Origin of the sequence: Thalassospira sp. GO-4 (genome assembly GCF_023588965.1) — a bacterium.
Taxonomy (GTDB): domain Bacteria; phylum Pseudomonadota; class Alphaproteobacteria; order Rhodospirillales; family Thalassospiraceae; genus Thalassospira; species Thalassospira povalilytica.
The window spans coordinates 2748911-2772046 of record NZ_CP097807.1 but is presented as its reverse complement, the minus strand read 5'-3'; the positions used below and the strand labels follow the sequence as shown (position 1 = coordinate 2772046).

The 23136-nt window shown below is 55.2% G+C and carries 21 protein-coding genes; 10 read left to right on the top strand and 11 right to left on the bottom strand.

Annotated features, from left to right (window positions below; all coding sequences use genetic code 11):
• The first annotated feature begins 2 nt into the window (after positions 1 to 2).
• From rapZ to M9H61_RS12815, 6 genes are all read left to right on the top strand, one after another.
• Positions 3 to 935 carry an RNase adapter RapZ gene (gene rapZ / locus M9H61_RS12840; protein ID WP_101246918.1) on the top strand — a complete coding sequence of 311 codons (933 nt, stop codon included), beginning with the start codon at positions 3 to 5 and terminating at the stop codon, positions 933 to 935.
• A 19-nt stretch (positions 936 to 954) separates the two neighbouring features.
• Complete coding sequence (locus M9H61_RS12835) at positions 955 to 1359, top strand: PTS sugar transporter subunit IIA (protein WP_101246919.1); 405 nt, start codon at positions 955 to 957, stop codon at positions 1357 to 1359.
• A gap of 64 nt (positions 1360 to 1423) precedes the next feature.
• A complete protein-coding gene (locus M9H61_RS12830) occupies positions 1424 to 1699 on the top strand; it encodes an HPr family phosphocarrier protein (RefSeq protein ID WP_101246920.1) in 276 nt (91 codons plus the stop codon).
• An 82-nt stretch (positions 1700 to 1781) separates the two neighbouring features.
• Complete coding sequence (ptsP, locus tag M9H61_RS12825) at positions 1782 to 3578, top strand: phosphoenolpyruvate--protein phosphotransferase (RefSeq protein ID WP_250280848.1); 1797 nt, start codon at positions 1782 to 1784, stop codon at positions 3576 to 3578.
• Between the two features lie 277 nt (positions 3579 to 3855).
• Positions 3856 to 5151, top strand: coding sequence for an adenosylhomocysteinase (ahcY, locus tag M9H61_RS12820; RefSeq protein WP_101247055.1), 1296 nt, complete (start codon positions 3856 to 3858; stop codon positions 5149 to 5151).
• A 232-nt stretch (positions 5152 to 5383) separates the two neighbouring features.
• Positions 5384 to 5767, top strand: coding sequence for a 5-carboxymethyl-2-hydroxymuconate Delta-isomerase (locus tag M9H61_RS12815; RefSeq protein ID WP_101246921.1), 384 nt, complete (start codon positions 5384 to 5386; stop codon positions 5765 to 5767).
• Here M9H61_RS12815 and M9H61_RS12810 read toward each other — a convergent pair whose 3' ends face one another.
• Positions 5768 to 6703, bottom strand: a complete 936-nt coding sequence (locus tag M9H61_RS12810; RefSeq protein ID WP_114112390.1) for a DUF294 nucleotidyltransferase-like domain-containing protein — start codon at positions 6701 to 6703, stop codon at positions 5768 to 5770.
• 195 nt (positions 6704 to 6898) lie between these two features.
• Here M9H61_RS12810 and M9H61_RS12805 point away from each other — a divergent pair, with 195 nt between their 5' ends.
• Positions 6899 to 7228: a DHCW motif cupin fold protein gene (locus M9H61_RS12805; protein WP_101247057.1), complete on the top strand. Its 330-nt coding sequence runs from the start codon at positions 6899 to 6901 to the stop codon at positions 7226 to 7228.
• A 174-nt stretch (positions 7229 to 7402) separates the two neighbouring features.
• Here the strand turns inward: M9H61_RS12805 and M9H61_RS12800 are convergent, their stop codons facing one another.
• The 4 genes from M9H61_RS12800 to M9H61_RS12785 form a co-directional block, all read right to left on the bottom strand.
• On the bottom strand, positions 7403 to 8929 hold the full coding sequence (locus M9H61_RS12800; RefSeq protein WP_250280846.1) for a UxaA family hydrolase: 1527 nt from the start codon (positions 8927 to 8929) through the stop codon (positions 7403 to 7405).
• Positions 8930 to 8948: 19 nt separating this feature from the next.
• A complete protein-coding gene (locus M9H61_RS12795) occupies positions 8949 to 10229 on the bottom strand; it encodes a TRAP transporter large permease (protein ID WP_101246922.1) in 1281 nt (426 codons plus the stop codon).
• On the bottom strand, positions 10229 to 10741 hold the full coding sequence (locus M9H61_RS12790) for a TRAP transporter small permease (RefSeq protein WP_250280844.1): 513 nt from the start codon (positions 10739 to 10741) through the stop codon (positions 10229 to 10231). The genes M9H61_RS12795 and M9H61_RS12790 overlap by 1 nt, the downstream gene beginning before the upstream one ends.
• Positions 10742 to 10829: 88 nt before the next feature.
• Positions 10830 to 11822, bottom strand: coding sequence for a sialic acid TRAP transporter substrate-binding protein SiaP (locus M9H61_RS12785; protein ID WP_101246924.1), 993 nt, complete (start codon positions 11820 to 11822; stop codon positions 10830 to 10832).
• Between the two features lie 123 nt (positions 11823 to 11945).
• Between M9H61_RS12785 and M9H61_RS12780 the strand changes: the two genes are divergently transcribed.
• Positions 11946 to 12830, top strand: coding sequence for a GntR family transcriptional regulator (locus M9H61_RS12780; protein ID WP_147250585.1), 885 nt, complete (start codon positions 11946 to 11948; stop codon positions 12828 to 12830).
• A 19-nt stretch (positions 12831 to 12849) separates the two neighbouring features.
• Here the strand turns inward: M9H61_RS12780 and M9H61_RS12775 are convergent, their stop codons facing one another.
• Complete coding sequence (locus M9H61_RS12775; RefSeq protein ID WP_250280841.1) at positions 12850 to 14106, bottom strand: HD domain-containing protein; 1257 nt, start codon at positions 14104 to 14106, stop codon at positions 12850 to 12852.
• A gap of 263 nt (positions 14107 to 14369) precedes the next feature.
• Between M9H61_RS12775 and M9H61_RS12770 the strand changes: the two genes are divergently transcribed.
• Complete coding sequence (locus M9H61_RS12770) at positions 14370 to 16907, top strand: PAS domain-containing sensor histidine kinase (protein ID WP_250280839.1); 2538 nt, start codon at positions 14370 to 14372, stop codon at positions 16905 to 16907.
• A gap of 93 nt (positions 16908 to 17000) precedes the next feature.
• Here M9H61_RS12770 and M9H61_RS12765 read toward each other — a convergent pair whose 3' ends face one another.
• Both M9H61_RS12765 and M9H61_RS12760 read right to left on the bottom strand, forming a co-directional pair.
• Entirely contained in the window at positions 17001 to 17957 is a 957-nt protein-coding gene (locus M9H61_RS12765; RefSeq protein ID WP_250280832.1) for a D-glycerate dehydrogenase, read from the bottom strand.
• Positions 17958 to 18004: 47 nt separating this feature from the next.
• A complete protein-coding gene (locus M9H61_RS12760; protein WP_114112289.1) occupies positions 18005 to 18580 on the bottom strand; it encodes a hypothetical protein in 576 nt (191 codons plus the stop codon).
• 204 nt (positions 18581 to 18784) lie between these two features.
• Here M9H61_RS12760 and M9H61_RS12755 point away from each other — a divergent pair, with 204 nt between their 5' ends.
• On the top strand, positions 18785 to 19399 hold the full coding sequence (locus M9H61_RS12755; protein ID WP_114112290.1) for a hypothetical protein: 615 nt from the start codon (positions 18785 to 18787) through the stop codon (positions 19397 to 19399).
• A gap of 73 nt (positions 19400 to 19472) precedes the next feature.
• Here M9H61_RS12755 and M9H61_RS12750 read toward each other — a convergent pair whose 3' ends face one another.
• The 3 genes from M9H61_RS12750 to M9H61_RS12740 all read right to left on the bottom strand — a co-directional run bounded on the left by M9H61_RS12750 (position 19473) and on the right by M9H61_RS12740 (position 23133).
• Positions 19473 to 20960 carry a DUF4139 domain-containing protein gene (locus M9H61_RS12750; RefSeq protein WP_250280829.1) on the bottom strand — a complete coding sequence of 496 codons (1488 nt, stop codon included), beginning with the start codon at positions 20958 to 20960 and terminating at the stop codon, positions 19473 to 19475.
• 234 nt (positions 20961 to 21194) lie between these two features.
• Complete coding sequence (fliW, locus tag M9H61_RS12745; protein ID WP_114112292.1) at positions 21195 to 21680, bottom strand: flagellar assembly protein FliW; 486 nt, start codon at positions 21678 to 21680, stop codon at positions 21195 to 21197.
• Between the two features lie 109 nt (positions 21681 to 21789).
• Positions 21790 to 23133 (bottom strand): adenylate/guanylate cyclase domain-containing protein, encoded by a 1344-nt coding sequence (locus M9H61_RS12740; protein ID WP_250280823.1) that lies wholly within the window; start codon positions 23131 to 23133, stop codon positions 21790 to 21792.
• Positions 23134 to 23136 lie beyond the last annotated feature (3 nt).

Sequence of the window (23136 nt, the reverse complement as noted above, 5' to 3'; positions counted from 1 at the left end):
TTTTGCAGAAAACGCCTGTCAAATCGTCTGATGACCTGCAAACCGCGCTTGGCAGTTTTGATGGCAAAAGCGGTCTTGTTCTTGTCACCGGTGTATCGGGGGCCGGTCGGACGACCACCCTTAAGATCCTTGAAGATTTCGGGTTTGATGCGGTGGATAACCTGCCGCTTCGGATGTTGTCGGCACTGGTGCCAAGCGATTGCCGCCCCGACCGTCCGATTGCCATCGGGCTGGATATCCGTACCCGTGATTTCGGCGTGGACCAGTTTGTCGACATTGTCGGACGTTTGCGCAAACAGACCGGCATGGAACCGTTGATGATCTATGTCGATGCCGAGACATCGGTATTGCAGCGCCGTTTCACCGAGACGCGGCGTCCCCATCCGTTAAGCCACGACCGTCCGCTGGTGGATGCGATCGAGCATGAAAAACGCCTGATGGCGCCGATTGCGGCGACGGCGGACATGCGGATCGACACATCCAGAATGAAATCGGCCGAACTTCGCAAGATCCTTCAGGACCAGTTCGACATTGGCGAAAACGAAGGCATGGCGATTTTTGTCAAAAGCTTTTCGTTCCGTCAGGGCGTGCCGGCAGAAGCCGATCTGGTTTTTGACGTTCGCTTTCTGCGCAACCCGCATTATGATCCCGAGCTTCGCCTTTTGACCGGGATGAATGACCGGGTGGGCAAATATATTGAAGAAGACCCGGACTTCGCAGGGTTCATCACCCGTTTGAAGGCAATGCTGGAGCCGATTTTGCCGCGCTATGCGCAAGAAGGGAAAAGCTATCTGACCATTGCGATCGGATGTACGGGTGGACAACATCGTTCGGTTTATATCGCGCGGATACTCAATGACTGGATTGCCGATCTGGGATATGACACACATCTCGGACATCGAGACAAGCCAGATGAACCGACATCGGGGGAGTGACTAAAATGGAGAAAACTGCATGATCGGGATGGTGCTGGTCACCCATGGCGATCTCGCGAAAGAGTTCGTATCTGCCTTGCAGCACGTCGTTGGCGAGCAGGAAAATGTCGAAGCGGTCTGTATCGGACCCGATGACGACATGGAACAACGCCGTTCGGACATTCTTGCCAGCGTCGAAAAGGTCGATAGCGGCAAGGGGGTTGTCCTTTTGACTGACATGTTTGGCGGGACGCCGTCCAATCTGGCGATTTCCATCATGGAACAGGCAAATGTCGAAGTTATCGCAGGGGTAAATTTACCTTTGTTGATCAAACTGGCATCTGTTCGCATCGACGGGACACTGGCCGAGACGGTAAATGCGGCCCAGGATGCCGGACGCAAATATATCAACGTCGCGTCGCGTCTGCTAAGCGGCGAGGAATAAGTCAGCAACAAAAATAAGAAGGCCGGATGTATCGCGATCACGCATCCGGCTGGCGGGGACATAGATGGCGCAAAAGGAAAAACGAATCCTTACGATCAGCAACCAGCGCGGATTGCACGCGCGGGCGGCGGCGAAATTTGTTAAACTGGCTGGTGAATTTGAATCCAGCATCATGGTCCGCAATCGCGGCACCGAAGTTTCCGGCGTATCGATCATGGGGCTTATGATGCTTGCGGCATCGATTGGCACCGAGATTGAAGTCGAAGCCACCGGACCGGACGCCACCAAGGCGATCGAGGCCCTGAACGAACTGGTCGATGCAAAGTTCGACGAAGAATAAGCCGACCGGCAATACCCAAGATTTCTGAAACCAAGACTTCTGACTTTCGGGAAAACAACAAGAACAGGTTCTGACCCCAGGTTTGCAAGTTCCGCCAAAAGACACAACCATCACCGACGATCACGCAACCGGCGCACGCCGCGTCATTACCGGGCTGGGCGCATCGGGCGGAATTGTGATTGGTCGGGCCTTTGTTCTGGACCGGCAATATATCCAGATCAGCCGCAAACCGGTTGCCGAAGACGCCATTCAGGCCGAATGCAAACGTCTGCATGACGGTGTTGGCGAAAGTATCGATCAGCTAAAACGGCTGAAATCCCAATCATCGACCGCCGACAGTGCCGCATCCGAGGAGCTTGGCTTCCTTCTGGATGCCTATATCCACATGCTGACCCAGTCGCGTCTGGTGCGCGGGGCAGAAGAACTGATTGTGTCGCGGCGCCTTAATGCGGTGCATGCGGTCAGCGAAGTGATCGACGCCATCGCCACCCAGTTTTCGGGCATGGATGATCGCTATATCGCCGCACGCGCCACCGATATCCGCGAGGTCGGCCTGCGTCTGATGCGCTGTCTGATGGGGGAAACCGATCGGGCGGTGGACAAGGCGCCCAAGGGGGCGATCCTGATTGCAGAAGATGTCAGTCCGGCCGACATGGCACGGTTTGAACCCGGACAAATGACCGCCTTTGTCACGGCCCTTGGCGGGGCCGAGGGGCATACCGCGATCATGGCGAGATCCCTTGGTATTCCGGCGGTTCTCGGGGCGGCTGATATTATTCGCGGGGTATCTGGCGGGGATCAGATCATTGTCGATGGCGGGCGCGGTGAAGTCATTCTGTCGCCGACGGACGCCGATATCGAACATTACAGTCAGCGCCGTGCCGACTGGCTGGCAGCACGTGACAAGCTTGCCGCCCTTCGGGATGTGCCATCGGCGACCCGCGACGGGGTGGATATTGATCTTCATGCCAATATCGAATTGCCGATCGAACTTTCGGCTGCCCTTGAAAACGGCGCGACGGGCATCGGGCTTTTGCGCAGTGAATTCATGTTCATGAACAAGGATTACCTGCCTGACGAGGATGAGCAATACGAAGAACTGGCCGATATCGTAAAGCGGATGGACGGCAAGCCGGTGACGATCCGCACCCTTGATATCGGGGGGGAAAAGCTGGCCGTCGCCTTGCAGTCGGAAATCGCATCGGGGCCAAACCCGGCCCTTGGTTTGCGCGGAATCCGGTTGTCGCTTCGGAAATCGGAACTTCTTGAAGTGCAGTTTGCCGCCATCTTGCGGGCGTCACTGCATGGATCGGTGCGGGTTCTGATCCCGATGGTGGTCGGGGTGCATGAAATGACCCGGGCGCGCCAGATATATGAATCCGTGGCCAAACGCCTGCGCAAGGAAGGGCATGCCATCCCCGAAGCCTTGCCACCACTGGGCGCAATGATCGAAATTCCGGCCGCGGCGATTGCCATTGATACCCTGTCGCGGGAATGCGATTTCTTTGCGATCGGGACCAATGACTTGACCCAATATACCCTGGCGATCGATCGAACCGATGATCAGGTCGCGGGCCTTTATGATCCGCTTAATCCGGCTGTGTTGCGCCTGATCCGGGATGTGATCCGGGTGGCAGGCGAACGCGACATTCCGGTCAGTGTTTGTGGGGAAATGGCCGGTGATCCGCGCTATGTGCCGCTTTTCATCGGGTTCGGGTTGCGCAATCTTTCGATGTCGCCGGTCAATCTGTTGCCGGTCAAACAGCGGCTGCGCCGGCTTGATACCCGTAATTCCCACCATCAGGCCAATCGGGTCATGGAACAATGGGATTCGGCACGGATCGCCATGATGCTTGACGATTTTAACGATCTGGCCTGATTGCACGGCCGGGCGGTCTTGCCCAAACAGACAATCATCCCGACATAGGGGACACCCAAGTCAATTTGCACGGCGATCCGGCGGATTTCGGCGGTGCGTTGCAGTTTGCGCGATGCATGTTGCGTATTTGGGCAAAAAAAGACTTGAAAACGATATAAAGAAATCTTTATATGTGACCCATCGCGGTCAGGGAAGTGATCGCAACAGAATTTCTCGGCGTATCGGCAAGACCAGAAGTCTATGGCGGATGCGCCATTCCTGTTTGATTGGAGACGACATGTCGAACTTTACCGATTACAAGGTCGCGGACATTTCGCTGGCCTCGTGGGGCCGCAAGGAAATCGCGATTGCCGAAACCGAAATGCCGGGCCTGATGGCGCTGCGCGAAGAGTATGGCAATGCAAAACCGCTTGCTGGCGCACGCATCGTCGGCTGCCTGCACATGACCATCCAGACCGCAGTTCTGATCGAGACGCTGACGGCACTTGGTGCTGAAGTTCGCTGGTCGTCGTGCAACATCTTCTCGACCCAGGATCAGGCTGCTGCGGCGATTGCGGCTGCTGAAATTCCGGTCTTCGCATGGAAAGGCGAAACCGAGGAAGAATTCTGGTGGTGCATCGAGCAGACCATTTCCGGTCCGAACGGCTGGAAGCCGAACCTTATTCTTGATGATGGCGGCGACGTTACCCAGCTGATCCACGACAAGTATCCGGAACTTCTCGAAGACATCAAAGGTCTGTCGGAAGAAACCACCACCGGTGTGCATCGCCTTTATGAAATGGCGAAAAAAGGCACGCTCAAGGTTCCGGCGATCAACGTCAATGACTCGGTCACCAAGTCGAAATTCGACAACCTTTATGGCTGCCGTGAGTCGCTTGTTGATGGCATCAAGCGCGCAACCGACGTGATGGTTGCGGGCAAGATCGCGGTTGTTGCCGGCTTTGGCGATGTGGGCAAAGGTTCTGCTGCTTCGATGCGCAGCCAGGGTGCCCGCGTTCTGGTAACCGAAATCGATCCGATCTGCGCGCTTCAGGCCGCGATGGAAGGTTACGAAGTCACCACCATGGAAGACGCAGCCCCGGTTGGCGATATCTTTGTCACCACCACCGGTAACATCGACATCATCACGCTTGACCACATGCGTGCGATGAAAGACCGCGCAATTGTTTGCAACATCGGTCACTTCGATTCCGAAATCCAGATCGGTTCGCTGCGCAATTACAAGTGGGACAACGTCAAGCCGCAGGTCGACGAAGTCGAATTCCCGGATGGCAAACGTCTGATCGTTCTGGCCGAAGGTCGTTTGGTCAACCTTGGTTGCGCAACCGGTCACCCGAGCTTTGTGATGTCGGCATCCTTCACCAACCAGGTGCTGGCACAGATCGAGCTGTGGAAAAACCACGCGAACTACGAAAACAAGGTTTATGTCCTGCCCAAACACCTTGATGAGAAAGTTGCAGCCCTGCATCTTGACCGTCTTGGCGTTAAACTGACCAAACTGTCCCAGGAACAGGCTGATTATATCGGCGTTCCGCAGGCTGGTCCGTTCAAGCCGGATCATTACCGCTACTAATCGGTTATCACCGATCTGCATCAAAGCCGGTCTGTTCGTTCAGACCGGCTTTTTTGTGTTTGATGCCCATGGGATCGACGCCTGATCGGGCAGAAACAAAATCGATGCACAGCAAATTGAAAAGGTTCTAGGATCGGGTGTGACTTATATGATTGTATGGGAAGCTGAATTGATGTGAGCCGGTTCTTTCCGGCTTTTCAGCGCCATTCCGCCACCACAGAGAAATCGATCCATGCCCCAGCTTGAAATCGAATATTCCGCCAAACTGCCGATTGCCGACGAGTTGTCCAAGCTTGCGGTTGATCTTCATTATGTTGTCGCGCGCGAAGCCGATGCGGATCTTGGGTCTTTCAAGACCCGGATTACACCGCTTGAAAATGTGGTGATTGCCGATGGCAGTGACCGTCATGCCATGGTTCATCTTGATATCCGGTTATTGTCGGGGCGCAGTGAACGGGCGAAATTTGCCACGGGCGAAGCGGCCCTTGCGGCCTTGCGCGACCGGCTGGAATGGCTGGTTGGGGATTATGCGGTGCAATTTACCGTCGAGGTCCATGATCTTGACCGGGCCAATTATCACAAACATGTCACCGGTGTTGCACAGGTGCCCGGCTGATTACATCAGAAGGGCTTCATGGATCGGGTGATCTGGCCCGTATCGGTCATTGAGAAGCTTGATCAGCTCACGCGAGAATTCCTTGCCGGCATCAAGCAACGACCGTAATTCCGCATCATTGCGATCATGCGGGCCGACCCCGTCCAGACGTGCCCGTACATCGGGATCGGACAATTCGCGCAGGAACCGGTCATAAAGTTCAAGCGCAGGCAGGCTTTTTTCACCAAACACGGTTTGCAGGCGCGTAATAGGTGGAAGCTGCAAAAGTTCCGACAGTTTTTCACGTTTCCCCGCATAATCACGACCCGCAGTTTCAGCAGCCGCAATAATGCCGCCGAAATAAAGCATTTTGCGTGAAAAGACGAGTTTCAGGCGCCGTGGTGCCCAGGCTTTGCTGGCGTCGCCTTCGCGGGTTTTGATTTCAAAATCGACACTGATGGTCCGGTAATAGCGGATCACATCATTGACCAGAAATCGCGCAATCGAGTCCCGGGTGACCGATGTGGTGACGTAATTGGCGATCAGATCGTCAAAGAATTTGCGTTTGCCGGCTTCGTTATAAAGCCATTCGCATTCCAGCAGGAACAGCAGCCGCCGGGTTGTGATCGAGTTGGTATCGCCATCCAGACCGATGCGATTTACCAGTTCCTCGGCGGTGACATAGGATGAAAACGGGCCGTTTACGGCCGGTTTGCGGGTCACCATTTTGCCAAGGATATCGGCGACATCCTGATGGGGGGCCTGATCACGTTCGGCTTCGCGGCCAATGATGAAATAATCAAGATCGGATTGATCGGATGCCTCGTGCCGGCCATAGGAACCGGTTACCACAACGCAAAAATTATCACCCGTCAGGCGGTTGCCCAACGCATCACGCATCTCTGCCAGACGACGGGCAGAGTAATCCTGATTGGTGGCGATGGTTGCGGGTAACAAGATCGGGACAGCCTCTTGGTGCGACTCGTTGATTACCAACTATCTGCGTAAAGGTTAAAGATTAATACCGCGTTTAACTTATATGGGGTGTGCGGGATTAAGATGATTGACGGTCCGGTTAAAAAGCCCAAACTTGGCGCCCGGGTTCCGGCACCGGAAACCGCGCCCCACAGATTTTTAGAAAAGATTCCCGCCATGGACATCGCCAATTTGCCATTCGGCACGACCGACTGGTCAAGTGTTGAAGCCACCAGACATCCCGGCGAGACCGGATTTGCCACCTGGCGCACCCGACAATTCGGTCCGATCCGGGTTCGAATGGTGCAATATTCACCGGGCTATCTTGCCGATCACTGGTGTTCGAAGGGGCATATCCTGCTGTGCCTTGAAGGCGAACTTGTGACCGAACTTGACGATGGTCGGACCTTCATTCTCAAACCCGGTATGAGCTACCAGGTGGCGGACAATGCCGAAGCCCACCGTTCATCAACCAAAAGCGGTGCGACCTTGTTTGTGGTCGATTGACATTGTGGCAGCCCGTTGCGGGGCGGTATCGACCAGCGCGTCAGGCAGCCCCGCATAACAGGAAGGATTGCCTTTCGAGGCATCGTATTTGACGGCCTGATCAAGTCAGCCCGGTTTCCGACATCCTTGATACTTGAACATCGTGCGTCAATTCGTGTCCGGGGTTCATGATCGCTACATCACAGCCCCGATTTGCCAGGGAACAAATTCCGCACTGCCAAAGCCAAGGGCTTCGCTTTTGCTTTTGGTGCCTGATGCAATTTCAAGAAACAGGTCGAATATTTCGCGGCCTTTTTCTTCGATTGTAACCGCACCATCGACAATGGTCCCGCAATTGACGTCCATGTCTTCGGTCATGTTTTCATACATCGTACTGTTGGTTGCCAGCTTGATGCACGGGCTTGGCACATAACCCGAAACCGATCCGCGACCGGTTGTAAAGGCAATCAGGGTAGCCCCGCTTGCGATTTGGCCGGTGACAGAGCACGGGTCGTAGCCGGGGCTGTCCATAAAGACAAAGCCCTTTTGGGTGATGATCTGACCAAATTCATAGACATCGGTCAGGGGGGCGGTGCCGCCCTTGGCAACGGCACCCAGTGACTTTTCCAGAATGGTGGTCAAGCCGCCCCGTTTGTTGCCCGGCGACGGGTTGTTGTTCATTTCGCCGCCACGCACCGATGTGTAGTTTTCCCACCACAAAATCCGGTCGACCAGTTTCTGGCCAACTGCGTCATTGATGGCGCGTCGGGTCAGAAGATGTTCGGCCCCATAGATTTCAGGGGTTTCCGAAAGGATGGTGGTGCCGCCGTGACGGACCAGCAAATCGGACGCATAGCCGAGTGCCGGATTGGCGGTAATGCCGGAATATCCATCCGATCCACCACATTGCAGACCAACAATCAGTTCGGATGCCGGTGCGCGGACCCGCTTGGCGTGATTGGCGCGAAGGGCCAGATCACGGACAATATCAACGCCGCGTTCGACAGTTTGGCGTGTGCCGCCGCTGTTCTGGATGGTCATGTAATGGAAATTGCCGTCATGACGCAGTTTTTCAGCACCGACAAGATCTTCGACCTGCATGGCTTCGCACCCCAGACCGACCAGCAGGATGCCGCCGAAATTCGGATGTTTGGCATAGCCCGCAAGGGTTCGAAACAGGGTGTCATAGCCCTCGTCATGGCGGCCCATGCCACAGCCACTGCCATGCACGATCGGCACGATGCCATCGACATTTTCAAGATCGGCAAACCAGCCGGTTTTTTCCGCCTGTTCGGCAATGAAACGCGCGACACTGCCCGAGCAATTCACAGATGTCAGAACACCGATATAGTTCCGGGTGCCAAAGCGTCCGTCACTGCGCGGATAACCCATGAAAAAGCGGGTATCCGAAGCGGGAGGCAAAGGTTTGGCATCTTTGCTGAAATCATGGTTCTGGCGATGGTCGCTCATGCCGAGATTGTGGGTATGAACATGATCGCCGGGTTTGATGTCGGTGGTGGCGACGCCAATGATCTGACCATAGCGCAGAACAGATTGGCCGGCGGCAATTGGACGTATTGCGACTTTGTGGCCACGTGCGACCGGGGCAGTCAGGGGAACAGAACTTTTGGAAAGTTCTGCCCCCGTTTTCAGGTCTGCCAGGGCAATTTCGACATTGTCGCCGGGATGCAGCAAGATGCTGATGGGTGGGGATTGGGTCATTTGCATCTATTTTCGTGCTTTATTGCCGATAAAGAAGTTCAGGCAAGAACAGGGTGATCGAAGGCACATAGGTCAAAAGCAACAACACAGCGATCAGCGGAACCAGGAACGGCATGGTGGCCTTGGCACAGCGTTCAAATGATATGGCCGACACCTTGGACAGCACATAAAGCACCATGCCGATGGGCGGTGTCAGAAGACCGATCATCAGGTTGAGAATGACGATGATGCCCAGATGGATCGGGTCGATGCCAAGCTGCAGCGAGACGGGCAGCAAGACCGGTACCAGAATGGAAATTGCCGCGATGGTTTCCATGAACAGCCCGATCACAAGCACGATCAGGGTAATGATCAGAAGGATCAGGGCCTTGTTCTGGGTCAGGCCAAGCAGGGTTTCAGAGAACACAACTGCGGCCTGATTGGCGGCAAGGATCCAGGCAAAGACACTAGCGGTCCCGACAATCAGCAAAATCGATGCAGTTGTTTCGATGGTTTCAATCGAAACCCGGATCAGTTTTTTCCAGCTTAGCGTCCGGTAAACCGCCATGCCCAGAAGGATGGCATAGCTTGCTGCGCAAACCGCGGCCTCGGTTGGGGTGAACATGCCAGATGCAATGCCACCGACAATGATGACCGGGGTCAGAAGTGGCAGAAAGGCGGTCTTGAAGGTTGAACCGACAAGCTTCGGGCTGAAGGCAACGTCACGCGGATAGTTGCGTTTGCGCGCCATCCACCAGACCATCACCATCAGGGATGCCGCCATCAGAAGACCCGGGATGATACCCGCGACAAACAGTTCCCCGATCGAGACCGAGGCCATGACACCAAAAATAACCAGCGGCAGCGAAGGCGGAATGATCGGGCCGATGGTCGAGGATGCGGCCGTGATGCCGACCGAAAAGTCGTCATCATATCCGGCGTCGCGCATAGCCTTGATTTCAATCGATCCAAGGCCACCGGCATCTGCGACGGCAGCACCGGACATACCGGCAAACACAATGCTGGCGCCGATATTCACATGGCCCAAACCACCATGGGCCCAGCCGACAAGGGCACGGGCAAAGGCAAAAATTCTGCTGGTGATACCGGCCGAATTCATCAATCCGCCAGCAAGGATAAAGAATGGAATTGCGAGAAGCGGAAAGCTGTTCATGCCGTTGATCATGTTATGAAGCAGAACGACAGGCGGCATGCCTTCAAGCAGGATATAAAGCAGCGAGGAAAGACCAAGTGCCACGGCAATCGGCAAGCGCAGGGCGATCAGGACGACCAGCGATACCAGAAGAAGAATGAAACTCATCAGCGCGGTCTCCGCAGCAAAAGAAAGATCTGGTAAAGATGGACGACCATCAGGACGCCAAGGGCAGCCAGGATCAATCCATAGAAGTAGTATTTGGGAAGCGGCAGAGAGACCATCTTCTGGTACGAGGTCTTGGTCATCAGCTCGTTCAGGGAATAGATGGCAAAGCCAAAGAAGCCTGATGACAGCAACAGCGCGACGAGTTTGAGCTTGGTCAGACCCCGCCCGGCAAGTTTGTCGATAAATTCAAGACGGATATGGCTGTCGACAAGCTGGCATTTGATCGCCCCGACAAAGGCCAGAAGAATAAGCAGGTAACGTGCGACTTCCTCGGTCCAGGCCAGTGAGTCATTCAGGACGTAGCGGGTGAAGAATTGCAGGAACACCGTGACGAACAAGGCACAAAACACCAGCAAAGCCGGAAAGTCGGCCCAGGTGATGTTCAGGCGGAAATTCGTTTCGGCTTCTTGTTGTTCCTGTTCCTTGAAAAGATCCCCGTTGATGTCAGACATTTTTGTCTCTCCGTTGGGAACGGGACATGACGTAACCGGGGGAAATGGTTTCCCCCGGCCGGATTTGGGATGGAAAGGTCAGGCGGGGTTAACCCTTGATCGCCTGAAGGCGTTCATAAATTTCCGGATCCCACGGCATGTCGTCGCTTTTCAGGCGCGGAGCAATAACGTCAATGAACGGACCACGATCAACCTTGTTGACCGTAACGCCCTGTGTGGTGAACCAGTCAGCCAGTTCTTTTTCGCTTTTGACGATTTCATCGGATGCGTGAATACCGGCTTCCTGAAGGGTATCAAGCAACAGTTTTCCGTCTTCTTCACCCAGTTTGGACATGGTTGAAGGTGAAACCAGCATGATCAGCGAGTTGATGATGTGTCCTGTCAGATTGATGTTTGACTGAACTTCATAGAACTTTTTGAACTTGATGGTCGGAAGCGGGTTTTCCTGTGCATCAACAACGCCTTGTTGCAAGGCAAGATAGACTTCGGAAAAGGCCATCGGTGTCGGGTTGGCACCGGTTTCCTTGGGGAACATCTGATAGGCCGGTGCATTGGGCGTGCGGATTTTCAGGCCCTTCATATCCGCCGGGGTCAGGACAGGTTTGTTGGAGGTGACATGACGCGCGCCATAGTAAACAAGCCCTGCAATCTGGTTGCCTGTGACGTCGGTATATTCCTTGGACAATTCGGCAAACAGATCGGATTTGACGTAATTTGACCAATGATCATAGCCGCGAAGCGCAAAGGGATAGTCCGAGATCGAGATCGGCGGATAAGTCTGCCCGAGATAGGCCACGCCGGTATAGATGATGTCAATGGAACCCAGCGTCAGGGCTTCGTTGATGGCGGCTTCCTTGCCAAGCTGGGAGGCCGGATACACCTTGATTTCATAGCGACCGTTTGTGCGTTCCGAAAACATCGATGCGGCTTCAAGTGCAGCGCGATGATACGGGGTATCGACTTCGTAAACATGGCCGAATTTCAAGACTTCTTGCGCCTTGGATGCGTTGGACATTCCTGCAAGGGTTGCAAAGGCCGTCAATCCCATCAGAAGCGTACGGGACAATTTCCGAGTGAACATTTAGTCCTCCTTGATTGTGGTTATTTTTATTTTTTGTTTTTTCCAATTGATCTTAGGGAACAGTTGCCAAGGACCTCAACTGTCTTTAATGCTTAAAAAACATCCATAAAGACAGGGGCTTTGGTGGCGCGTTCGGACCAGAAATTCAAAACCAGCTTCAATACCTGGCTTGACAGTGTTGCGGTCGGAAACTGCCCGGAATCCATATCGGGACTGGCAAGATTGCTGGGAGTGAGCCGGACGTTGGCGCGCAGTATCCTGCACCGTGCGCGCGAGATCGGCCTGATTGCCGAGGACAGCTTCCCGGTTGTGTTTTTGCGCAAGACGACCAAGTCCGATTACTTTTCGAACGCCGATATCAGAAGCCTTGAAGAGCAACTTGAAACCGATTTCATGATGTGGCTTCGCACCACACAGCCACCCCCGGGCAGTCGCCTGCGCGAAGCCGTTCTGGCCCGACAGTTCGGCGTTTCAAATACAACCATTCGGGAATTTCTGATCGGCCTAAGCCGGTTTGGCTTCATTCGCAAAGAACCACAGCGCAGCTGGATCCTTGAAGGGTTCACCGAACAATATGCCCTTGAGCTGCACGAGGTGCGCCAGATGTTCGAGACGCGTGCGATCAGCGCGATTTTTACAATCCCCAAGGAAGCTCCGTTCTGGGGAAAGATGCTGCGCATCCGGCAAGAACATATTCAATTGCGCAAAGAGATCGACACCAGATTTATCGAGTTTTCAGAACTTGATAGCCGCTTTCACCGCATCCTTAATGCCGCGACCGGGAACCGGTTCATGGATGGCTTCCAGGATTCGATATCACTGATTTTCCATTTCCATTATCGCTGGTCCAACAAGAATCAGGTTGAACGCATCATTCTTGCCATCCGCGAACATCTTGAAATTATTGATGCGATTCTGGACCGGGATCAGGTCGGAGCCGTGAAGGCGCTTGAACGTCATCTGGCAACGGCACACCAGACATTCGTGGCATCAATCCACCGTGACTAGGTGATGATGACCTTTGTGGTCAGTCAAACAGGCTTGCTGCTGCGGCCTGTTGGGCCGGGTCGGTCAGGCTGCCGACGCGTCTGAGGAAGGAATGTTTTTCCTCGTAATATCGTTTTGACAGATCGGCAAAGCAGCGGACTTCGACATCCTTGTTGATGTGAAACTCGCGGCGCGGGACTTTGGCCTCGTTCAGGTCAAAGGTGCTGGCCGATGCGCTGATCTGGTGGTCAACCGCGTCGGCGACGCCATCAAGCTCGATCCGGTTTTTCAGGCTGTGCAGGAATTTCTTGAAGGCCGGGTGGCTGTTCAGGAACGCCTTTTCGGTCAGAAGGAAGTCATCGGCGGCAAAGTCCGGCGCATTTTTAACGACAAATTCGCGGCACAGATGGTCGGTGGCAAAGCACATCGGACCAAAGATGAAATTGCGATAGATGTCTTCCTTGAGCTGCCAGAACTTGTCCAGGCGTTTGAGCGAGTCCGCATCAAGTTTGACGGCAGCTTCGAGCAGCAGGCGCGGGTGACAATGGACGTGATTGGGATGAACATAGGTTTTCGTGCGGCTGATCCCTTCGAGCGTGTCGATATTGACCGGGCCGGAAAACAGGCTGGCATGCGGGTGGTTTGATTTCTTGGACAGAAGCGCGATCACTTCATCAGGATCGACATTGTGTTTGACCAGCAGATGATTGACCGACAGATCAAGTTGGACTTCGCCGGTGATGATTTTTTCGGTCAGCTGATGGTGGTTCAGGTTGAACCGCCGGGCAAATTCCGGTTCCAGCGTATGGGAAAACGGGCCATGGCCGATATCATGCAAAAGTGCCGCAGCACCGAGCAAATCACAATCGGCATCCGATAACCCCATCAGGCGGCAATAGCGTTGCGACAGAAGGGCAACGCCGATGGTGTGGTCATAGCGCGAATGACGAATATTGGCCGGGCGTCCATTGGGATGGAACAGATAGTCGATCGCGCCCAAAAACGAGATTTCACGCAGCCGTTCAAAGGCGTGCGATGCGATGAGCTTTTTATGCAGCGGCCGGTCAAAGGCCGAGGCGATCTGGGCGCGTTTGAAATGGTAGTTATATTGTGGGACATCACGAAACAGCAGTTCCCATTCGGCAATGTCATCGGCGTTGAAATTGCTGTCAAACAGATCGCCGATTTCAGGGCCGGTATTTTGCGCGGCCTTCAGCGCGGCAGAGTCCTTTTGTGGTGCGGCCGGCTTGGCCGCCGCACGTGGAGCAAAAAGATCTAGCTGCGGTTTGGGACTCATCTGAGATTATAGATACACTTGATCTGTTACGAATGTCGGTCCCGCAGACATAAACGGATTCAGTGCCCATGTCATTGCGGTTTTTCCACAGGCGAACCCCGTGAAACACGGCTTTGCACAAGGCTGTTGCCGAGATGATGCGAAACGGTGGTAAAAGCACCCTGTTTTCACCATAATAATAGCTCATAAACACAAACGGTTAACAACACGTGACACGGAACGCATCCGAGCAAGCTTCCAAACTGAGCGGGGGAAGGAAACAGGTGAGGGCATTTTTGCGCAACTTGCCCAGATGTCGGCTGTCTGCCCTTCTTGGGGGCGGAACGGCGATCGCATCGATGCTGTTTCCTGCTGCAAGCCTTGTTGCCCAGGAAAAATTTCGCCTGAACGCGCCGGCGCAAACCGCCGCGCCCGAAGGAATCGGTGCGACAATTTTCGGAAGCCTTGCCGGACTAAGCGACCGTGACTGGCTGGTGGTTGCACTTGCCGCTGTTGGCGGGGCGGCGATTGCCGGCTGGATCGGCTGGCGGATGTCGCTTCGGATGCGCCGCCATCTTGAAGAAGTTGAAGATCACGAACATGAGCTGGCCGGTGAGAGCGAGCTTTTCACCCATCTTTTGTTTGCCGGGCCCGATCCGGTTTATTACTGGAGCCAGCAGGGCTTTGCCGAAGGCGCAAGCCCGTCTTTGCGCCGGGCGTTTCAGCTGGGCACGGATGGCCGGTTCCCCGATTTGCTTGATCTGTTGCGCGACGAGGATGCCAAGGCCCTGAAGGAGCGTGTGCGCAACCTTAAGGCCGGACATGACCGGTTTGAATTGTGGATCACGACCCTTGATGAGCGCAAATTCCACGTTACCGGCATGGCCGCACGCAAGGACCGGTCAAGCGAGGTTCTGGCCCACGGATTGTGGTTCCGTGATGAAACCCGCCATACGCGCGAACGTGAAAGCCAGTTCGGTGATTTTCAGGCCCTGAAGCACGAGGTATCGGGCCTTCGGGTGTTGCTGGACAGTTTGCCGTTCCCGGTATGGCGGCGCGATAGCGAATTGCGTCTGATTGATTGCAATGCGGCCTATGCCGATGCGGTCGAACAGCCAAGCATCGAGGATGCGCTGGCCAATCAGGCCGAAATCGGTGCGGGGATCATTCCGGATCACGGGCGGTCGCTTGCCGCATCGGTTCAGCGCAATGGCGAAAGCCTGACACGGGATTATCATGTGGTGATCAGGGGCGACCGCAAATTGCTGCGCATTACCGAATCCCCGTCCACCGATGCCAATGGATACGATGGGCTGATCGGATTTGCAATTGATTGCACCCCGGTCGAGGAATTGCAGTCCGATCTGTCGCGCCATATTCGCGCCCATGCCGAAGTTCTGGAAAATCTGGGAACGGCAATTGCGGTTTATGGCGGGGACAAGGGGCTTATTTTCTTTAACACCGCCTTTACCAAGCTTTGGGATCTGGATGACGAATGGCTGTGGTCGGAGCCGACCCATGACGATGTTTTGCGCCGCCTGCGCGATGAACGCAAATTGCCCGAAGTCACCGACTTTACCCAGTTCCGCAATGCCGAAAATCAGCGATTTACAGATCTTCTGAAGCCTGAAGAAGATTTGATGCATTTGCCAAATGGCATGACATTGCGCCGGTTCATATCGCCCCATCCGTTTGGCGGTCTGATGTTTGTCTATGAGGATGTGACAGACAAGCTGGTGCTTGAAAGTTCCTATAACACCCTGATTGCGGTTCAGCGCGAGACACTTGAAAGTCTGCATGAAGCGGTTGGCGTGATCAGTGGCGACGGGCGGTTGCGTCTGTATAACCATGGCTTTGCCGATCTGTGGGAACTTGATCCGGCCTTCCTTGATGCGGCGCCGCATCTGGCCGAGGTCGTTGAAAAATCCCGGGACTACTGGCGCGAACGCGAAGACTGGGAAAAGTTCAAAAGCCGGATGGTGGCACGTATCACCAATCACGAGCCGATGAATGGACGACTTGAACGGGCCGATAACACCATCATTGATTTTGCCATCGTGCCGCTGCCTGACGGGGCGGTGATGATGTCCTATATCGATGTGACCGATACCATCCGGGTCGAACGTGCGCTTCGTGAACGTAACGAAGCGCTGCGCACCGCCGATCAGATGAAGTCGGACTTCATTTCCACGGTGTCGCGCGAACTGACCAAGCCGCTTGATCATATCAATGGCGAATCTGATCGTTTGATCCCGCATCTGACCGGCAATGTGGCGCGTTCGGTCGAAACCATCCGGGCCGAAGCACAAAGCATGCTGGCCCTTGTTGATGATATGCGTGATCTGGCGACATTGGGATCGGGGCAGGTCGCACTTGAACTTGATACGGTTGATCCGCGTCGCCTGTTACGGTCTCTGGAGGCCCTGACGCGGGCCCGCCTGGCGGAACTCAATGTGTCGCTGCGTCTTTATTGTTCGCGCAATATCGGCTGGATGGTGGCCGATGAACGCCGCCTGAAACAGGCCTTGTTCATTCTGGTGACCAACGTGTTGCGCACCGCCCCCGAAGGCAGCGAGGTTTCCGTGGTGGCACGCCGCCGTGGCGAGGATATCGAAATTTCGATATCGCTTTCCGATGAAGCCCCGCAACCGATGCTGTTTGAAGGGTTGCGTGATGGGGAATCGCCGTCCGCCCGCCGTGCTCTTGGCATGGCGATGGTCCGTGCGGTGGTCGAAATCCATGGCGGTCGCGTCAAGATCAGCCGCGATGGCCGCGAGATTGCCTGTATCCTGCCTGCTGGCGAGGAAAGCGATCTGGGATAGCTGGCGATAGGGCCGCCAGACAGTAAACAGGTTCGGGAAATGAAAAAGGCGCTGTTACCAGCGCCTTTTCCTGTTTCGGGTTCGGGGATACGATCAGACTGAATAGGGGACTTCCTTGCCAGCGACAAAGGCGTCGATGTTATCAAGCGCACGGATGCCCATGGCGTTGCGGGTTTCAACCGTGGCCGATCCCAGATGCGGCAGAAGGAACGTGTTTTTAAGATCGCGATAGGCCGGTTCGATGTTTGGTTCACCTGCAAAGACATCAAGGCCGGCCGCAGTGAGTTTGCCCGATTTCAGGGCCGCAATCAGGTCACCATCATTGACCACATCACCACGTGCGGTATTCACGATGATCGCGCCATCGGGCAGCTTTGCGATGAAGTCGGAATTGACCATGCCGCGGGTTTCCGGGGTCGACGGGCAATGCAGCGACAGAAAGTCACAATGGGGCAGCAGGCCATCAATGCTGTCGTGATAGGTCGCACCGAGTTCCTGATCAGCGGGCAGGCGGCGGCGATTGTAATAGTGGATTTCCATATCAAAGCCGCGCGCGCGTTTGGCAACGGCCTGACCGATGCGGCCCATACCAACAATGCCAAGACGTTTGCCGGTGACCTGGGTGCCCATCAGATGGGTCGGACGCCAGCTTGACCAGGTGGCGTTGCGGACCTCGGCCTCGCCTTCGCTGGCACGGCGGGCTGCACCAAGGATCAGAAGCCACGCGATATCCGCCGTCGCATCGGTCAGAACGCCCGGTGTGTTGCCGATAATCACGCCCTTTTTCCGGGCTGCAGCCAGATCGATATGGTCGGTGCCGACCGAGAAGGTGGCGACAATTTTGACGCTGTCGGGCAGTTCTTCAAAAAAGGTCGCATCAATCGGATCGCCGACGGAAACAAGGGCCGCGTCTGCGCCGTGGCACAGGGCCAGGATTTCATTGCGCGACAGCGGGTCGTCCCCTTCCTGTGTGCGGATGTCATAGCTTTGGGCGGCGCGTTTGGCGACGGCTTCGGGCAATTGACGGGTGACGGCAAGGACGGGTTTCATTTTTGTGTTTCTCCCTGATGAAGGTGATTTTTCAAATCGTTATAAAGTCAGAATAACTGCCCGACGGCCAAACGGATACCGATTGATGTGATGACAATCGATAACAGGAAATCGGCAATGACAATGGCGCTGGCAGTGGGAATTGGTACGGACAGGGTCAGGCGGGTGATAAAGATGCTGTAAACCAGTGTCGCGATCACCGCAATCATGACAAATCCGCCGGTGCCAAGCATCGGAAACAGCACACCGAGTGCCAAAGCCAGCAGATAGACACCCATCTGAAGGACACTTGCCCAGTTATAGACGGTCATAAAGGCGACATAGCGTTCGGCGCGGCCCAGCATCGGGGTGATGTGAAACATCAAAAGCGGAAAGGCGACCCATTTGATGACATAGGCGATGACTTCGGTCGTCATATAGCGCAGGACCGGAAAGTCATCCGGGGCGGAAACAAGATCATGCCAGCGCAGAAACGCAAATGCTGGAAAGATGATCACAGCGGCCAGAAAGGACCGCCAGAATCCTTCGAGCGAGAAATTGAAAAACGCAAGTCCACCCGTATCACCACGGGCGATACGCCATGTGCCATACAAGGCACGCAGAGTTTCGGTTTGTAAGCTCATTGAAGACTGATTTCCGGGCAGTGGGGCAAGTTGAAATGCAATCAGGTCCCCAAGCCTATCAGGCTGCCCAGTACAGTGAAACAGCTTATCGCGGGTTATCCGCCCAAGAGGTGCGATCCTTCACAAAACACCTGTTCGAAACGTCTTTTTGAGGCGCGGTCATCGTGCAGTACGAGGGTTGAACAACAAACTGGCGGGATCAGGATGGGGGACAAATCGGACGAATATGCGTTGCGTTTGTCCTATCTTGAACAGGCAGATGCCAATTCGCTGGCGGTGGCGCGGTTATATCTGGAAATGGCAAGCGGCCAGCATTATCGCGACCGTGAATATGCCCTGAGCCTGTTTGACAAGGCTGATGCGATTTTCGCCAAACATCTTCCGACATCACGCGATGCGGCGATTGCGGGTCTTGCACTCAGCCTGAATAACCGGGCGGCGCTTGAACTGGAGGCCGAAGAATGGGACTGGGCGATTGATGCTGCCAGTCAGGCCGTGGCACTCAGACGCGACAGACTGCGCAATTGCGTCGGGCGCAAGGATGATACTGAGCGCCTTGATCTTGGTTATTCGCTGGCGGCGCTTGTTCTGGCCATGCGCGGCGCGGGGCATAACGATCATGCCTGTGATGCCGCGGCCGAGGCAATTCACGTATTGGGCAAGTTTGCCGGGATGCACAATCAGGAAGCGTTTGTTCTTCTGACCAAGCTGATCTGCATTTACGCCGATTTATGCAATGTGATCGGGCGTCTGCCCGATGCCGCATTGCTGTTGCCATTGGCCAAGGCGTTCTACAGCACACGAAAAGGCCGCACGTAACCGCCTGGCCAGACAGAAAAACGGCTGCAAAACCATGGGTCTTGCAGCCGTCGGGATGGGGGTGGAAAGGGGCCTAGCGGCTGCTTTCGACTGACCAGCTGACCTTGATTTCGGATTTTGCCGGGACCTTGACCGTCCAGGTGATCAGGCCGGGATCCGGGCGGTCATGTTTGTGGCTTTCCTTGGTGACCGTCCAGTCAGACGGTACATTTTCGCGAAGGGTGACGGTTTCTTCGCGGGTGCTGGTGTTACGGATGGTCCAGTTCAGATCTGCCTTGACCGCATCAGGCAGGTTCGGGCGCGCCGTGCGCGAGAAGGCGGTAACTTCCCGGGTGCCCGAAAGTTCACTGGCCTGACCGATCGGCAGGATCGCATCGCGTCCGACCGGGGTCAGCGACATGTAATTTTCCGCAAGGAATCCGGTGTCACCCGACGGGGCCTTGGCAAAGATGCGTGTGATGCCGGCAGGCCATGGACTGTTTTCATCCGCGCCGCCATCATTGGTCAGTTTCAGTTCAAGATCGGGACGGACAAAATCGGTCTGGCTGCTTTGGCCCATGCCATAAGGGTTGCTTGATGCCTGGAAAATGGCACGGCGTTCAACCGGCAAAATCTGGGCATCAATCAATGGCAGGATGACCGTGTCGCCGTTTTTCATCGAAAGATCGTTGAACGGACCATAGACATGCAGATTTTCAAATGTCTCGCGGTCCGGGGCACCGGCACCCGGTGCGGCACTGTCGGCCATGGCGGACATCATCATTTCGGTGCGTGCACCTTTGCCCATCGGTGATGCGCCGACCTGGTTCATGTCGCCGGCAACAAGGCGAAGCTGTGCGCCATCGATGGTGCTGCCCGAATTGTTGGTGACACGCGCAATGGCCGAGAGTTTGATCTGGTTTGTCTGACTGTCATAAACCGCAACATAGGATGTGTTCCAGCCAATCCCGCCCAGAAGATAGGCCATCGAGACATGGTCAAGCGGGGCTGTGGTAGCAATGTCGGCATCAATCGACGGACCGGTGGTGAAATCGTCCGGCAGGTCGTTGATGATGATCCGGTCCATTGGCACCTGTTCGATCCCGGCATCGGTCTGAACCAGTGCAAGATGGGTCAGGGCAACAAGTTTGCCTTCGATCAGGTCGTCATCGCCACGGCGAATGGTGACGGTTTTGCCGATCTGATCGTGCAGCAGGCTTTCAAACGCGTTGTAGCCATTGCCGCGATTGCGCAATGACGTCCAGACCAGATCACTGTCGGTCGCAGTACCGATCAGAAATGAATCATCAATCAGGGTGGTGGGAAGCCCGCTGATGCGCAGCGTGCTTTGGCCATCGGGAATGGTGGCTTTGCGCTGTTCGGCGATCAGCGACAGATTGCCCGGATAAACCGTCAGCTGCAACTTGGTGCGCGCATCCGTCGAAAGCGGGATGGCCGGGCCAAGATTGTTGCGTTCCTCGACCGTGCTTTGGGCACTGGCCGCTTCGATATCCTGTCCGAAAAATACCGCCGTGCCCAACATCGCAGCCAGCGCAAAACGGTTACGCAAAGTTCCAGCCATTTCCGGTCCCTTGATTGATTTTAAAGAAGTAATGACTGCTACCATCGCGTGAAAAGATGGCAGGATCAAGGAAAGGGCTGGACGATTTTAAGTGCTGCGTCAAAAGCGGCGGACAAGGCCAAGTCATTGCCGCAAAAATACGTCCTGTCTGACATGGTCGCGACACTAGCGACCATGTCAGACAGGTGCCGGTATCAAACGGCGTCTGAAATGCCGGGCGTCAGGGGACTTGCGTCAGTTCACGACGTGGCGGAACGAATAGCCACCCATTTCCGGCAGATGGTGCTGATAGGCCGACTGGCGTGCGGTATCGATGATGATCGGCGCACGCAGATTGACCGACATGCTGATATCGCCGTCTTCGGGTTTGTGCAGAGTCACGATCAGCAACACCGCGCCGTCATTTTTCTTGATGCCGTGAATATTAAAGGCTTGTTCAAGATGTTCGGGGCGGATGGTGTCGCTATCAAGATTGTAGGGGGCGACGATAAAGGCCAATTCCGGTTCGGTCAGGCATTGCATCAAGATAAAGGCATTGGACCCGTCGCCGGGGAAACTTGCCAGTGCAAAGACGTTATGATCGGGAAAGCCTTTGAGACCGGCCGGGAAATAGATTGCCTTGTCCCAGGCAAATTCCCGTTCACCAAACAGGGTAGTTAGCGTCACGGCAGTCGGAACGGCGTCCGCAGCCGGTGCATTCACGTCAGGCGTCTTGACCATCGTTTCCTCCTGCTGATCAGATCGCGTATCGAACCAATCCTAATGCAAAGCACGTTGGTCCGGTATCCCGGAATTTCAAGGGGTTGCCCGATGCGCCGGAATTTTCCGATCACCCGAGTTCGGCGGGCCGGAAAAGGACACCGACGGGTTCGCTGAAACCTTTGACCTGAATGGTTTCGGTCTGACTGTACGGGGCCAGAAGGACCGGCGCACAAACCGGGACTTCGTTGCGGAGTTTGTTGGCGAAATCGGCACTGATGACCATTTCGCTGCCAAGTTCGCGGGTGGCCTGTTCAAGGCGGGCGGCCAGATTGACACTGGCGCCGATCACGGCCGAAGTCATGGCTTCGCGCTGGCCGATATCACCCACAACGGCGGCTCCGAAATTCAGACCGACCCCGATCCTGAGCGGTTCGTCACCATCGGCGGGATCGGTGGCCTGCCATTCGGCGACCTGATTGATGATGGCCTGGGCCGCGCAAAAGGCGTTGGCGGCGGGACGTTCAAGATTGTCAAAGGCGGCGAAACTCGCCATTACGGCATCGCCGATATATTTTTCGACAATCCCGCCATATGCCCCGATCTGGCTGGTGGTGATTTGGTGAAACTGATTGAGAAACCGCATCACTTCCTGTGGGTCGCGTTTTTCGGCAAAGCGCGAAAAGCCCATGATGTCGGCAAACAGAATGACACATTCGCGCCGTTCGCCGACCCGGACCGGTTCATCGCGATCGGCAAGCTGATCGGCAAGGGCGGTGGGGAAATAGCGCGCCAGATTGCCATGGGCGCGTTCAGCCGCGGCAAACTGGTTGATCAAAACACGCAGGCGCGAAACCATCACCGCACAGGCCAGTGTAAAGACGATGACGATAATGACCTGTTCGGCCAGTGCCGAGATATCGACGAATTCCGGCAGGTTATAGGTATCGATCAGTTCCTGCTGGGTCGGGTTCCATTCATCGCCGAAATGCTGGGATACAATCACGCCCGGACGGGTGACAAGCCACCAGATCGCCCCGCACCAGGCAACAAACAGCCAGAACCCGAACCATAAAATCAAACGCGGCGAAAAGGTCATGATGACCAGTGCCATCATGATCATCGAAAAGACGACGCCACGGTCACGAACGACAAATCCGTAAAGCCATGCCGGGTGATCAATCAGCGGATTGAGCGGATCGGGCACGACCGAAACATAGACGATCAGGGCCGCATCAATCACCGCAAGCAGATAGATCATCCAGTATGTCTTGCCGCCACGAAAGGCGACAAACAGCTGGATAAACACGCCGGGAATGAACCAGCCAAGTACTTCGAGCAGGGTATAAAGTTTGCCGGTGGGGGAATCGGGTTTGCTGAACAGCAACAGGATAAAGGCCAGCATGCAGATGCGCAAAAACGCGACAAGGATCAGCCCGCGCTTTTCCTCGCGTGCGACAAGGCGGTCAAACAATGA

Excerpts from the sequence above, each read along its gene's own strand:
- M9H61_RS12750 (WP_250280829.1), bottom strand. The coding sequence starts at position 20,960 with ATGGCTGGAACTTTGCGTAACCGTTTTGCGCTGGCTGCGATGTTGGGC.
- M9H61_RS12775 (WP_250280841.1), bottom strand. The coding sequence starts at position 14,106 with ATGAGTCCCAAACCGCAGCTAGATCTTTTTGCTCCACGTGCGGCGGCC.
- M9H61_RS12815 (WP_101246921.1), top strand. The coding sequence starts at position 5,384 with ATGCCCCAGCTTGAAATCGAATATTCCGCCAAACTGCCGATTGCCGAC.
- fliW (WP_114112292.1), bottom strand. The coding sequence starts at position 21,680 with ATGGTCAAGACGCCTGACGTGAATGCACCGGCTGCGGACGCCGTTCCG.
- M9H61_RS12795 (WP_101246922.1), bottom strand. The coding sequence starts at position 10,229 with ATGAGTTTCATTCTTCTTCTGGTATCGCTGGTCGTCCTGATCGCCCTG.
- M9H61_RS12785 (WP_101246924.1), bottom strand. The coding sequence starts at position 11,822 with ATGTTCACTCGGAAATTGTCCCGTACGCTTCTGATGGGATTGACGGCC.
- M9H61_RS12760 (WP_114112289.1), bottom strand. The coding sequence starts at position 18,580 with ATGAGCTTACAAACCGAAACTCTGCGTGCCTTGTATGGCACATGGCGT.
- ahcY (WP_101247055.1), top strand. The coding sequence starts at position 3,856 with ATGTCGAACTTTACCGATTACAAGGTCGCGGACATTTCGCTGGCCTCG.
- M9H61_RS12755 (WP_114112290.1), top strand. The coding sequence starts at position 18,785 with ATGGGGGACAAATCGGACGAATATGCGTTGCGTTTGTCCTATCTTGAA.
- M9H61_RS12805 (WP_101247057.1), top strand. The coding sequence starts at position 6,899 with ATGGACATCGCCAATTTGCCATTCGGCACGACCGACTGGTCAAGTGTT.
- M9H61_RS12765 (WP_250280832.1), bottom strand. The coding sequence starts at position 17,957 with ATGAAACCCGTCCTTGCCGTCACCCGTCAATTGCCCGAAGCCGTCGCC.
- M9H61_RS12800 (WP_250280846.1), bottom strand. The coding sequence starts at position 8,929 with ATGACCCAATCCCCACCCATCAGCATCTTGCTGCATCCCGGCGACAAT.
- M9H61_RS12790 (WP_250280844.1), bottom strand. The coding sequence starts at position 10,741 with ATGTCTGACATCAACGGGGATCTTTTCAAGGAACAGGAACAACAAGAA.
- M9H61_RS12835 (WP_101246919.1), top strand. The coding sequence starts at position 955 with ATGATCGGGATGGTGCTGGTCACCCATGGCGATCTCGCGAAAGAGTTC.
- M9H61_RS12830 (WP_101246920.1), top strand. The coding sequence starts at position 1,424 with ATGGCGCAAAAGGAAAAACGAATCCTTACGATCAGCAACCAGCGCGGA.